The sequence below is a fragment of the Lentzea nigeriaca genome, assembly GCF_016907955.1.
In the GTDB taxonomy this organism is placed as follows: domain Bacteria; phylum Actinomycetota; class Actinomycetes; order Mycobacteriales; family Pseudonocardiaceae; genus Lentzea; species Lentzea nigeriaca.
Genome location: NZ_JAFBCX010000002.1, coordinates 63,374 through 75,119, shown reverse-complemented (window position 1 = coordinate 75,119; position 11,746 = coordinate 63,374). Strand labels below are relative to the sequence as shown.

Genomic DNA, 11,746 nt, shown 5'->3' with positions numbered 1-11,746 from the left:
ATGAAGGTGACCCGACGGATCGCGCTGACGCTCGGTGCCGCTGCTCTGCTGGCGACCGGGTGCAGCGGAACAGGGGCGTCCGGAGGCAACAGCATCACCATCGGCCTCGCGGTGTCCACTTTGAACAACCCGTTCTTCGTGGAGCTGCAGCAGGGCGCGCAGGAGATGGCGGACAAGCTCGGCGCCAAGCTGACCGTGGTCGACGCGCAGAACGACGCGACGAACCAGGTCAACCAGGTGCAGACGCTGGTGACCCAGGGCGTCAAGGTGATCATCCTGAACCCGGTCGACTCCAAGCAGTCCGCGCCCGCCGCCAAGGCCGCCGAGCAGGCGAAAATCCCGCTGATCTCGGTCGACCGCTCGGTCGAGGGCAAGGTCGCCGCCGAGGTCGCCTCGAACAACGTGTCGGGCGGCAGCCTCGCGGCCATCGAGCTCGGCCGCGCCACGTCCGGTGACGTCGCGCATCTCAAGGGCATCTCCGGCGCGTCGGCCTCGCGTGACCGCGGCCAGGGCTTCGAGCAGGGCCTGAACAGCGGCAACATCAAGGTCGTCGCCACGGCCGTCGCGGACTTCGACCGCGCCAAGGCCCTCAACGAGACCACGAACCTGCTGCAGGGTCACCCGAACATCAAGGGCATCTTCGCCGAGAACGACGAGATGGCGCTCGGCGCGATCAAGGCCCTCGGCGCCCGCGCCGGCAAGGATGTCATGGTCGTCGGCTTCGACGGCACGCCGGACGGTCTGAAGGCGATCCAGGACGGCACGCTCGTCGCGACCATCGCGCAGCAGCCGAAGCTGCTCGGCTCCAAGGCCGTCGAGCAGGCCGTGAAGGCCGCCAAGGGCGAGCCCGTCCAGCAGGTCGTGGACGTCGAGGTCAAGGTCATCACGAAGCAGAACGTGGCAGAGTTCACCAAGTGACGAATCCTCTGCTTGTTCTCGGGTCCGCCAACGCCGACCTCGTGGTCGAGGTCGGCAGGCGGCCCGTCGGCGGTGAGACCGTGCTCGGCGGCGACACCGTCGTGCTGCCCGGCGGCAAGGGCGCGAACACCGCCGTCGCCGCCGCACGGGTCGGTGCTCGGGTTTCGCTCATCGGTGCCCTCGGCGGCGACGGGTACGGCTCGCTGCTGCGCGAGTCGCTGGAGTCGTCCGGTGTCGACACGAAGCTCGTGAAGACGTCCGCGCGGCCGACCGGCATCGCCTACATCACCGTGACTCCGGACGGCGAGAACTCCATCGTCGTCTCCCCCGGTGCCAACGCCGACGTCTCACCGTCCGATGTGGACGCTGTCTCGTTCGGCGGCGCGCAGGTTCTGACGTGCTCGCTGGAAGTGCCGCTGGAGACGGTGATCCACGCGATCGGTGTGGCGGCGAAGGCGGGCGTGCGGACCGTGCTGAACCTGTCACCGGTGGCCGAACTGCCCGCGGAGACGCTCGGGCAGCTCACCGTGCTGATCGTGAACGAGCACGAGGCAGCGCAGCTCGCGCCCGACTTCCAGGGTCTGCTGCAGCTCGGCCCGCAGTCCGCGGTCGTCACGCTCGGCGCGCGCGGTGCGGCCGTGGTGACCGGGGAAGGCATCACCGAGGTGCCGTCGATCGAGGTCGCCGAGGTCGTGGACACGACCGGTGCCGGTGACGCGTTCGCGGGCGCGCTGTCCGCCCGGCTCGCCGAGGGCGACACGCTCGTCGATGCCGCGAGGTACGCCGCGAAGGTCGCCGCTCTCTCCGTCACGAAGGCGGGCGCGCAGCCGTCGTACCCCACCGCGGCCGAGGTCAGCTCGTCAGCGGCGGAATGACGTTCACCGGGTCGCCCGGCCCGGTGAAGTCGAAGACGGCGAACTCCTCGGCGTTGCCCAGCTTGGCGCGAAGTCGACGCGGCCGTCCAGCACGAGCTCGCCGCCGGGGTGACGGGATGCGGTGAACGCCCTGATCCCGGTCGTGTAGTTGGCTCACGACCGCACCGCCGCGCGGTCGTCGAACAGGTCCTCGGTCGGCACGCCGTACTTCTCCACGTTCGGTGCCTTGTCCGGCAACGGACCGTCCGGCATGTCCGGCTGCGGCGGCGGGGCGGCGACCTGGTTGAACGGGATCCCGCGCGGCGCGGCGGCTTTCGGCAACGGTTCGCCGACGCCGCCGTAGCACTCGCCGTCGTCGAAGCAGTTGTTCCTGCCGGGCGCCCGTTTCGTGGCCAAGTACCGCACGTCCTGGCCGTTGCGGGTGATCACGTTGTCGTCGAACCGGTTGTCCAGCGGCGCCAGGTCCTCGCTGGACCCGAGCGCGACGCCGATGCCGGGGTTGCCGGTGATCAGGTTGCGGGACACCAGGTTCTTCGTGCCGCCCGCGATGCCCACGCCCAGCCCGAACGCGCCGTCGGCCTGCGCCGGCGAGAGCGCCTCGGAGTTGTCCGACACCAGGTTGCCGACGAACGTGGCGTCCTCCTGCGGCACGAACGCCTCCTGGTGGTCGGAGTTCGAGGTCATGCCGACGCGGTTGCCGCTGAACCTGTTGCCCAGCACGTACATCTGGCCGGACGCGTTCGTGCCCTCGTAACCGACGGCGTTGCGCTCGGCGACGTTGCCGCGCACGACGATGTCGCACGGCTTGCACTGGCCGACATGGAAACCGGAGTCCACGCTGCCGCTCGCGTAGCTCTGTTCGATGACGCCGTGCTGCGCGTCGAACGCGTAGATGCCGTACAGCGCGTTGTTGCTGGCCGTCACGTACGAGACGCGGAAGCCCTGCAGCGGCGCGAACTTCTGCGGGTCTAGCTTGGTGTAGCCGCTGCTTCCGCGGCCCATCCCGCCGTTTTCACTCAGTCCGGTGACGAGCACGCCGTTCAACGTGTGGTTGCGGACCGTCAGGTTCTGCACCGAGACGTCCGGCGCGGTGACCACGATCCCGTTGGCGCGCTTGACCTCCCCGTCGATGATCACGCTGCCGCGCTCGGTTCCCCTGATCGTGAGGCCCTTGGTTCTGACCTGCACCGACTCCTTGTAGACGCCGGGAGCGACGACGATGGTCGTGCCCTCCTGCGCCGCGTCCACGGCGGCCTGGATGGTGCTCAGCTGCGCCGGGACGTTGATCTCGGGACCGAGGTTCGATTGCGCCGCCGGTGAGCATCCGGCGACCAGGAGCAGAACGGCGAAGGTGTACGGAGCGCGCACAGCCGGTCACCGTACTGCGCCGTTCGGCCTACTGTCACACTGGCCCTGTGGGTCAACTCTCGCACCGCTGTCTGCTGTACGGCGCTGCTGCTGTTGGGCTACTCGGTGGCTGCGGCTCGCCTGAACGGCAGCCGGATGTCCAGGCGCTGCCGGAGAGTGATCAGGAACGGGTGTTCGGGCGGCGGAAGCACGACGCCATGCCGTTGCCCGGTGGCGAGGAGGTTGATTTGTCGGCAAAGACCCCGGACGGCGAGTACGTCATCCCGGCCGACGCGCACGCCCGGCGCGCGCACCCGTTGACGGTGGGCGCGGGTCTGATGCTGTGCCGCTCCTACAACTACGCCGAGGGCCTGATCTTCATCTCGTTCCAGCGCGAGCTGAGGACGTTTGTGAACACGATGTATCGGATGGCCGATGGCGACGCACTTTTGCGTTACGCGATGACGATCAGCTCGGCGGCGTTCCGCATCCCGCCCTTGAATTGGTCACACTGAGCTGTCGTCGGTTCCCGGTGGAAGGGTATGGTCTAGACCATGTCGAGCGCGCGGCTGAGCGGTGTCGGTGTCAGCAGCGGCCGGGCTTCCGGCCCCGTGGTGAGGGTCGCTGAGGCCCTGCCAGAACCTCCGCTGGGTCCGCGACCTGCGGATACAAAAGAGGAAGCCTCCCGGATCCGGCCGGCGACCGAGATCGTCGCGCAGCGCCTGATGGAGCGCGCGAAGACCGTCGAGGGCGAGGCCCGCGCCGTTCTGGAGACGACGGCGGCGATGGCAGGCGACCCGTCCCTCATCAAGTCGGCCGAGAAACTCGTGGTCGACGAGTCGCTGCCCGCCGCCCGCGCGGTGCACCAGGCAGCGCAGAAGTTCGTCACGGCCCTGCAGGCCGCCGGTGGCTACATGGCCGAACGCGCCCGCGACGTCCAGGACGTCCGCGACCGCGTGGTGGCCGAGCTGCTTGGCCTGCCCGCACCGGGCGTTCCCGACCTGACGTCGCCGTCCGTGCTGGTCGCGCGCGATCTGGCGCCCGCGGACACGGCCGGTCTCGACCCGACGAAGGTCCTCGCGCTGGTCACGGAGGAGGGCGGCCCCACCTCGCACACCGCGATCCTCGCCCGTTCGCTGGGCATCCCGGCCGTCGTCGCCTGTCGTGGCGTGCTGGCGCTGGACGTTCGCGCTCTCGAGGTCGACGGCGACACCGGCCAGGTCCGCGAGTCGGACGGCAAGGTCCGTGCGGCCGGCACGGGCAAGAAGGCCACGTGGAACGGCGTGGGTGTGCTGAAGGACGGCCACCGTGTGAAGGTCCTCGGCAACGTCGGTTCGCCCGCGGACGCCGCCGCCGCTGCGGCCGCCGGTGCCGAGGGTGTCGGCCTCTTCCGCACGGAGTTCTGCTTCCTCGACGCAGCGGAGGAGCCGAGTGTTGCTGAGCAGACTGCTGCCTACACGGCTGTGCTGGCGCCGTTTAAGGGAAAGCCCGTGGTGGTGCGCACCCTCGACGCGGGCGCGGACAAGCCGCTGGCGTTTCTGAACCCGGACCCCGAGCCCAACCCGGCGCTCGGGGTGCGCGGTCTGCGCGTCGCCTTCGACCGTCCCGACGTCCTGGACCGCCAGCTCGAGGCCATCGCCGCCGCGGCTGCCTCGTCCGGTGCCGACGTCTCGGTCATGGCCCCGATGGTCGCCACCGCTGCCGAGGCCTCGTGGTTCGTCGCACGTGCCCGGCAGGCGGGCATCAAGCGCGCCGGCGTGATGGTCGAGGTGCCGTCCGCGGCCCTGTCGGCGCGGGAGATCCTGCAGGTCGTCGACTTCATCTCCATCGGCACCAACGACCTGGCGCAGTACGTCTTCGCTGCCGACCGCCAGCTCGGTGGTGTGGCCGCGCTGAACGACCCGTGGCAGCCTGCGCTGCTGCGCCTGATCGCGCAGGTCGGCGAGGCGGCCACCGCGGCAGGCAAGCAGATCGGCGTGTGCGGCGAGGCGGCGGCCGACCCGTTGCTCGCGTGCGTGCTCATCGGCATGGGCGTGACGTCGCTGTCGATGAACCACACGGCGCTGGCCGACGTCGGCGCCAAGCTCGCCACGTCCAGCATGGACATCTGCCAGCTCGCCGCCCGTGGCGCGTTGGCGGCGGGCGACCCGGCGACGGCGAAGCTAGCGGCTCGCGCCCCGCACTAGTCCGAGGAACGCCGACCACGCCTTGGCCGACACCGGCAGGTGCGTGGTCGGCGCCTTGCTGTCGCGGATACCGATGCCGCGACCGATCTCGACGCAGTCGTTCGCATCGGGGCTGTGGGAGCTCTTGCGCCACTTCGCCATGCGGAATTCCTCCTCAGTGCAGGATGCCGGTGATCAGCTCCTTCGAGTCTTCCGCACACAGCGCCTGCTGGTCGAGCAGCTTCAGTATCTTGCCGTAGACGTCGAGAGATCCCTTGTCCTCCAGGAAGAGGCACGAGTTCTTGCTCTCGATGAAGATGACCGGCTCGTACTTCTCGTAGCCGAACCGGAGGAACGAGCCGGCGACTCCCGCGTGCGCGCCGATGGCGGTCGGCACGACCCGCACGGTGATGTAGCTGCGCTGGGCCATTCCCAGGAGGTGGAGGTACTGGTCCTTCATCACGTCTGGTCCACCGACCGGCAGGTGCAACGCCTGTTCGTGGATGAAGAACCAGAACTTGCGGCTCCAGTGGAAGAGTTCGCGACGCGCCATCCTCGCGGCGATGCGTTCCTCGTAGTCGACTGACTCGTCGCGTACACCCTTTTCACTGAGGGCACGCATGTAATCAGCGGTCTGCAGCTGTCCGGGGATGAGATTCATCGACCAGACGGTGATCTCGTTGGCCAGACGTTCCTGGTCGATCAGGATGCGTACCTGGTCCGGCTGCCCGTCTTCGGGGATCTGGAGATATCCGGTCTCCCGTGTCTCCCTGAACAGCGCGAGCAGGTGACTAGCTTCGGCAGGCTTGACGCGGCAGTACCCGAGCAGTTGCTTCAGGTCGCCCTCGTCGACGCCGCCCTTGCCCCGTACCAGGTCGGAGAGCTTGGCTTCGTCCCAGCCGAGTTCTTCTGCGAGCTTGCGGTGGGTCAGCCCGGTCTGTGCGATGACGTGCCGAAGGCGTTCACCGAACTCCCGTCCGACCACACTGGACTTTCGTCGTGGCATGGAGATGAAGCTAGGAGTGCGGCTCCCCTTCGCTCCATCGTTTCCGTCCGAATTTGCCTGAAGGAAGTAGCTCTTGGAAGCGGTACAAGTCAGGCGGCGACGGCGGTCACACGGATCTCGACGCGCATTTTCGGATGCCCCAGCGCGGTGACCCGCTCTCGGTCCAGATCGGTGCGCGGGCGCGCCCACGCACCTGCGCGCGGTCCGGCAGTGCGTTCTCGACTCGCTGACCGACAGCGACATGCAGGCGTTGACGCGCATCGCCGCCAAACTGCGCCTGTCGATCCCGCCACCCTAGGACCGCAGCTCGTCTAGGACCGCCCTGATCAACGGGTGGTCCTCCGAGCCTTTGCGCACCGCCGCCACCACTCGTCGCAAGGGCGCCACACCGGTCACCGGGACGCCGGGCACGGCGTTCCGGGGCGCCAACGCCACCCCGGCTCCCGCCGCCACCAACGCCTCGATGGCCCGGAAGTCGTCAGACGTGTGCCTGATCCGCGGCGTGAACCCGGCCTGCGCGCACGCCATCTCCACGACGTCGCGCAACGGGTTGCCCGGCAGCGTCACGACCCAGTCCTCGTCCGCCAGCGCCGCCAGGTCGACCGGATTGCCCGCGAGGGGGTGCGAAGGCGGCAGCACCACGTCGAAAGGCTCTGTGTAGAGCGGAAAAGTGGTGAAGCGGTCCGTCGACCGGTGCTCCTCGGTGATCGCCACGTCGATCTCGCCGTCGAGCAGCAGTCGCACGCTCTCGTGCCCCTCGGCGTCGCGCACGGACAGTTCGATCGACCGCTCCCGCAACACCGCCAGCGCGGGCGCGACGACCTGCGTGATCGCCGACGAGAACGCCGCCACCGCGACCCGTCCGGCGGTGCCGGAGGTGAGAGCGTCCAAAGTGGCCTGTGCGCGTTCCAGTTCTGCCGCAACGACGTTGGCGTGCGCGACGAGCAGTTCACCCGCCGGGGTGAGCGAGACCCTTCGTCCTTTTCGGAGCAACAGCGGATGACCGGCCTCCGACTCCAGTGCCGCGAGCTGCTGCGACACCGCTGACGGCGTGAGGTGCAGCGCGGCGGCCGCGGCCGTCACCGTGCCGTGGTCGGCGAGCGCGCGCAACACGCGGAGTCGTCGTGGGTCGATCACCCCCTCATGATGAGGGTTCACGCGCCACAGCAGCCATGCGACTCAGCTCCGCCGCGGCGGCGAACATCGCCTGCCGGGCGTGCCTGTCGCAGGCGAGGAACGAAGCGAACCCGTGCACCAAGCCGTCGCGGTGCAGGTGGACCACCTCGACACCGGCGTCCTTCAGGCGCTCGGCGTACTCGGTTCCCTCGTCCCGAAACAGGTCGAACCCTCCCGTCACCACGCAGGTCGGTGGCAGACCGCGGAAGTCTGGAGCGCGCAACGGCGAGGCGTACGGTTCGAGCAGCCGCGTGAGGTCCGCTGTGTAGCAGGACCGGTACCAGTCGACGACCTCGCTGTTGAGGAAGAACCCGCTGCCGAAGAGCTGCCGCGACCGGTGCTCGCTCAGCCCGTCGACAGCGGGGTAGAGCATCAGGTTGAAGGCCGGCTTCGGCACCGCTTCGTCGACACAACGCTGCGCCACGACGGCGGAGAGCGCTCCGCCCGCGCTGTCGCCGCCGACGCCCACGACCTCGCCGGCACCGCCGAAGCGCTCCGCGTTCGAGACGACGTGCTGGAAGGCGGAGTAGGCGTCCTCGACTCCGGCCGGATACGGGTGCTCAGGGGCGAGGGCGTACTCGACGGCCACGACCCGCACGCCACCATGCCGGCTCAGGAAGCGGCAGATGCCGTCGTGGCTGGTCAAGCTGCCGAGGACGAAGCCACCGCCGTGGAAGAACACCAGCAGCGGGAGCGGACCGGACGCACCGGGAGGGCTGTAGACCCGCGCCGGAATCGGGCCGCGCGCGCCGGCCACGACGGTGTCGTGCACCTGCACGTCCCGTCCGACGCCGGCGAGCAGCACCGACGACGCGATGTCGAAGTCCCTGCGGACCGCCACCAGGTCGGGCACCACGTTGGGCGCGGCCCTCGGGACTGCCCGCTCCAGCGTGATCAGCAGCTGCGCCGTGGGGCTCAGCAGCGCCCCCCCGACCTGAACGGGCGCACCGACGATCGCGCGGATCACCCGATCGGGCAGGCGCAACGCGGCCGCCACCCCGCGGGTGGCCATGCGGAGGGCCATCCGTTGCCGTGAACTGGACACAGGCCGATCGTCCATCGTCCGCGCGACCGGGTGTGTCCATCTTCGAACGTTTGCGGAACGATTTCCGCGTACCTCGGATAGACCGATCACCGTTCGATGATGGGGGATTCCGCCTTGCCGTTCACGACGACACCGGCCGGTATGTGCGGTTCGCCGGTGGTCGGTCCAATGGCGAGGAACTCCGTCGACGAGATCGCGGTGCCTGCGGCCAAGCCGTGCTGGGCGCGGTGATGACGTCACGGATTGGAACCGCGGTGGTGTCGGCAGTGCGTTGGACGGCATCTTGTCGAGCTTGCGCCAGGCGATCGCGAAGGACAGCGCAGAAGTCCTCCACGATCGCTCTTCAGGGGGAAGTGCGCGAATCGTCCGGATTCTTACCGCGGTGTGTCGTGGGTCACATCTTGGCGCGTGCGGCGACGAACGCGTCGACCGCCCGGTTCACGTCCTCCGTCGAGTGCGCGGCCGACATCTGCGTGCGGATGCGCGCCTTGCCGTGCGGCACCACCGGGTACGAGAAGCCGATCACGTAGATGCCCTGCTCCAGCAGCAGGTCGGCCAGCCGTGCCGCCTCGGCCGCGTCGCCGATCATCACCGGGATGATCGGGTGCTCGCCCGGCAGCAGGTCGAAACCCTCCTCGGTCATCCGCCGGCGGAACAGCTCCGTGTTCGCCCGCAGCTGGGTGAGCAGCTCGGAGGACGACGACAGCAGGTCCAGCGCGGCGATCGCGGCCGCGGTGATCGACGGCGCGAGCGAGTTCGAGAACAGGTAGGGGCGCGAGCGCTGCCGCAGCAGCTCGATGATCTCCGCGCGACCGGACGTGTAGCCGCCGGACGCACCGCCCAGCGCCTTGCCGAGCGTGCCCGTGACGATGTCGACGCGGTTCTGCACGCCGAAGAGCTCAGGGGTGCCGCGGCCGGTCGGGCCGGTGAAGCCGACGGCGTGCGAGTCGTCGACCATGACCAGCGCGTTGTACCGCTCGGCCAGGTCGCAGATCTCGTCCAGCGGCGCGAGGTAGCCGTCCATCGAGAACACACCGTCGGTCGCGATCAGCCGGTAGCGGGCGTCGGCGGAGTCCTTGAGCTGACGCTCCAGGTCGTCCATGTCGCGGTTCTTGTAGCGGAACCGACGAGCCTTCGACAGCCGCACACCGTCGATGATCGACGCGTGGTTCAGCTCGTCGGAGATGATCGCGTCCTCCGCGCCGAGCAGCGTCTCGAACAGGCCGCCGTTCGCGTCGAAGCACGAGCTGTAGAGGATCGTGTCGTCGGTGCCGAGGAACTCGGAGATCTTGCGCTCCAGCTCCTTGTGCGGCTCCTGCGTGCCGCAGATGAACCGCACGGACGCCATGCCGAAGCCCCAGTCGTCCAGGGCCTTCTTGGCAGCCTCGATCAGACGCGGGTGGTCGGCTAGCCCGAGGTAGTTGTTGGCGCAGAAGTTCAGGACCTCGTCGCCCTTGCCGACCCGCACGGCGGCGTTCTGCGGGGTGGCGATCACGCGCTCGGACTTGTAGAGACCGGCCTCCCTGATCTCCTCGATCGTCCTGCGGAGATCGTTCTTCAGCTCGCCGTACATCAGGCTCCCGTCCAGTCGAGGATGACCTTGCCGCACTTGCCTTCACGCGCGGTCGCAAACGCTTCCGCGTGCTGCGTGTGGTCGTACCGGTGCGTGATGACCGGCGCGAGGTCGAGGCCGCGCTGCAGCAGCACGGTCATCGAGTACCAGGTCTCGAACATCTCGCGGCCGTAGATCCCCTTGATGTGCAGCATCTTCAGCACGACGCTGCTCCAGTCGACGGGGAACTCCTCCGCGGGCAGCCCCAGCATCGCGATGCGACCGCCGTGCGCCATGTTCGCGATCATGCTCTGCAGCGCCGACGGTTTGCCGGACATCTCCATGCCGACGTCGAAGCCCTCGGCCATGCCCAGTTCGTGCTGGGCTTCCTCGATGGTCTTGTGAGCCACGTTCACCGCGAGGTCGACGCCGACCTTGCGGGCGAGGTCCAGCCGGTGCTCGGACACGTCGGTGATCACGATGTTGCGCGCCCCCGCGTGCTTCGCGACGGCGGCGGCCATGATCCCGATCGGCCCGGCCCCGGTGATGATCACGTCCTCACCGATGACCGGGAAGCTCAACGCGGTGTGCACGGCGTTGCCGAACGGGTCGAAGATCGCGGCCACGTCCAGGTCGACGGGCGTGCGGTGCACCCATGCGTTCTGCTCGGGTAGCACCACGTACTGCGCGAACGCCCCGTTGGAGTGCACGCCGAGCCCACGCGTGTTGGCGCACAGGTGCCGCCGCCCAGCCTTGCAGTTGCGGCACGTCCCGCACACGAGGTGGCCCTCGCCGCTGACCAGGTCGCCGACCTTCACGCCGGTGACGGAGGCGCCGATCTCGACCACCTCGCCGACGAACTCGTGGCCGAGGACCAGCGGCGCCTTGATGTTCTGAGCCGCCCAGTCGTCCCACGAGTCGATGTGCAGATCGGTACCGCAGATGCCGGTGCGCAGCACTTTGACGACCACGTCGGTGGGCCCCGGTGTGGGGTCGGGGACGTCGGTCAGTTCGAGGCCAGGCCCAGCGGCGACCTTGACGAGAGCCTTCATGCGGGAAGTGTCACCCTCGCCGCTTGTGCAGTCCATCAGGACTTTCTGAAGTCCTTGTGCAGCTCAGCTGTATAGGTGAACCCGCGGATCACCGCTTCCGCTTGATCACCACCGAGCCGCCCCGCACCGAGCCCCTGACCTGGAAGTGCGGGCTCCCGACGGCGGTGTGGACCTTGTCCTTCAGCTCACCGGCGGTGATCTCCACGGCGTCGACGTTGACCGACGACCCCGCGGGCAGCACGAGCTTCACCGACCCCAGCGACACGTCGAGGTCGACGTTGACGACCGGCGGCACCTCCGCCGCGGTGAAGTCGAGGTTCGTGGTGCCGAGCGTGTTGCGGATGACGAGCTCACGCGGCACGACCCAGTGACCCTTGCGGACCGTGGTGCCCATCGTGTTCTTCAGCTCGGTGCGCGCGTTGGCCAGCTCGTTGTTGACCATGCCCGGCAGGTCGATGAGCACCGCGTTCAGATCGGCCCTGGTCACGGCGGCGAGAGCGGTGTCGGTGCGGACGGTGAACTCGTCGAGCGTGATCATGCCCCGGCCGACGGCCTTGTTCAGCAGGCTGACGACGTGCTCACGTTCCTGGTCGGACACGCGTAACTCTCT

General features: G+C 68.7%; 14 protein-coding genes. 4 read left to right on the top strand and 10 right to left on the bottom strand.

Annotated elements, in window-relative coordinates; translation table 11 throughout:
* Together JOD27_RS06615 and JOD27_RS06610 are read left to right on the top strand one after the other, a co-directional pair.
* Positions 1–918: a substrate-binding domain-containing protein gene (locus JOD27_RS06615; protein ID WP_204761258.1), complete on the top strand. Its 918-nt coding sequence runs from the start codon at positions 1–3 to the stop codon at positions 916–918.
* A complete protein-coding gene (locus tag JOD27_RS06610) occupies positions 915–1,793 on the top strand; it encodes a ribokinase (protein ID WP_204761257.1) in 879 nt (292 codons plus the stop codon). The genes JOD27_RS06615 and JOD27_RS06610 overlap by 4 nt, the downstream gene beginning before the upstream one ends.
* Here JOD27_RS06610 and JOD27_RS06605 read toward each other — a convergent pair.
* Positions 1,771–1,950 carry a hypothetical protein gene (locus JOD27_RS06605; protein ID WP_204761256.1) on the bottom strand — a complete coding sequence of 60 codons (180 nt, stop codon included), beginning with the start codon at positions 1,948–1,950 and terminating at the stop codon, positions 1,771–1,773. The two genes, JOD27_RS06610 and JOD27_RS06605, sit on opposite strands and share 23 nt — an antisense overlap.
* The gene (locus JOD27_RS06600; RefSeq protein ID WP_307829953.1) at positions 1,947–3,161 is read right to left on the bottom strand and encodes a right-handed parallel beta-helix repeat-containing protein; all 1,215 of its coding nucleotides are present in this window, start codon (positions 3,159–3,161) and stop codon (positions 1,947–1,949) included. The genes JOD27_RS06605 and JOD27_RS06600 overlap by 4 nt, the downstream gene beginning before the upstream one ends.
* Before the next feature lie 47 nt (positions 3,162–3,208).
* Between JOD27_RS06600 and JOD27_RS44605 the strand changes: the two genes are divergently transcribed.
* Together JOD27_RS44605 and ptsP are read left to right on the top strand one after the other, a co-directional pair.
* The gene (locus JOD27_RS44605; RefSeq protein WP_307829951.1) at positions 3,209–3,655 is read left to right on the top strand and encodes a Dyp-type peroxidase; all 447 of its coding nucleotides are present in this window, start codon (positions 3,209–3,211) and stop codon (positions 3,653–3,655) included.
* A gap of 39 nt (positions 3,656–3,694) precedes the next feature.
* Entirely contained in the window at positions 3,695–5,326 is a 1,632-nt protein-coding gene (gene ptsP, locus JOD27_RS06590; protein ID WP_204761255.1) for a phosphoenolpyruvate--protein phosphotransferase, read from the top strand.
* Here the strand turns inward: ptsP and JOD27_RS06585 are convergent.
* The 8 genes from JOD27_RS06585 to JOD27_RS06555 form a co-directional block, all read right to left on the bottom strand.
* Complete coding sequence (locus JOD27_RS06585; RefSeq protein WP_204761254.1) at positions 5,303–5,467, bottom strand: DUF397 domain-containing protein; 165 nt, start codon at positions 5,465–5,467, stop codon at positions 5,303–5,305. The genes ptsP and JOD27_RS06585 overlap by 24 nt on opposite strands.
* Before the next feature lie 13 nt (positions 5,468–5,480).
* A complete protein-coding gene (locus JOD27_RS06580; protein WP_204761253.1) occupies positions 5,481–6,311 on the bottom strand; it encodes a helix-turn-helix domain-containing protein in 831 nt (276 codons plus the stop codon).
* A gap of 294 nt (positions 6,312–6,605) precedes the next feature.
* Positions 6,606–7,448 (bottom strand): LysR family transcriptional regulator, encoded by an 843-nt coding sequence (locus tag JOD27_RS06575; protein WP_204761252.1) that lies wholly within the window; start codon positions 7,446–7,448, stop codon positions 6,606–6,608.
* A gap of 4 nt (positions 7,449–7,452) precedes the next feature.
* A complete protein-coding gene (locus JOD27_RS06570) occupies positions 7,453–8,532 on the bottom strand; it encodes an alpha/beta hydrolase (protein ID WP_204761251.1) in 1,080 nt (359 codons plus the stop codon).
* A gap of 86 nt (positions 8,533–8,618) precedes the next feature.
* The gene (locus tag JOD27_RS45860) at positions 8,619–8,744 is read right to left on the bottom strand and encodes a hypothetical protein (protein ID WP_275591603.1); all 126 of its coding nucleotides are present in this window, start codon (positions 8,742–8,744) and stop codon (positions 8,619–8,621) included.
* Between the two features lie 182 nt (positions 8,745–8,926).
* Positions 8,927–10,105 carry a glycine C-acetyltransferase gene (locus JOD27_RS06565; protein WP_204761250.1) on the bottom strand — a complete coding sequence of 393 codons (1,179 nt, stop codon included), beginning with the start codon at positions 10,103–10,105 and terminating at the stop codon, positions 8,927–8,929.
* On the bottom strand, positions 10,105–11,136 hold the full coding sequence (gene tdh, locus JOD27_RS06560; protein WP_204761249.1) for an L-threonine 3-dehydrogenase: 1,032 nt from the start codon (positions 11,134–11,136) through the stop codon (positions 10,105–10,107). The genes JOD27_RS06565 and tdh overlap by 1 nt, the downstream gene beginning before the upstream one ends.
* An 88-nt stretch (positions 11,137–11,224) precedes the next feature.
* The gene (locus JOD27_RS06555) at positions 11,225–11,734 is read right to left on the bottom strand and encodes a DUF1707 SHOCT-like domain-containing protein (RefSeq protein WP_307829949.1); all 510 of its coding nucleotides are present in this window, start codon (positions 11,732–11,734) and stop codon (positions 11,225–11,227) included.
* Positions 11,735–11,746: the final 12 nt, after the last annotated feature.

What these genes read in the sequence shown, in the direction of transcription:
- ptsP (WP_204761255.1), top strand. Translation starts at nt 3,695, where the DNA reads ATGTCGAGCGCGCGGCTGAGCGGTGTCGGTGTCAGCAGCGGCCGGGCT.
- JOD27_RS06585 (WP_204761254.1), bottom strand. Translation starts at nt 5,467, where the DNA reads ATGGCGAAGTGGCGCAAGAGCTCCCACAGCCCCGATGCGAACGACTGC.
- JOD27_RS06565 (WP_204761250.1), bottom strand. Translation starts at nt 10,105, where the DNA reads ATGTACGGCGAGCTGAAGAACGATCTCCGCAGGACGATCGAGGAGATC.
- tdh (WP_204761249.1), bottom strand. Translation starts at nt 11,136, where the DNA reads ATGAAGGCTCTCGTCAAGGTCGCCGCTGGGCCTGGCCTCGAACTGACC.
- JOD27_RS06615 (WP_204761258.1), top strand. Translation starts at nt 1, where the DNA reads ATGAAGGTGACCCGACGGATCGCGCTGACGCTCGGTGCCGCTGCTCTG.
- JOD27_RS06580 (WP_204761253.1), bottom strand. Translation starts at nt 6,311, where the DNA reads ATGCCACGACGAAAGTCCAGTGTGGTCGGACGGGAGTTCGGTGAACGC.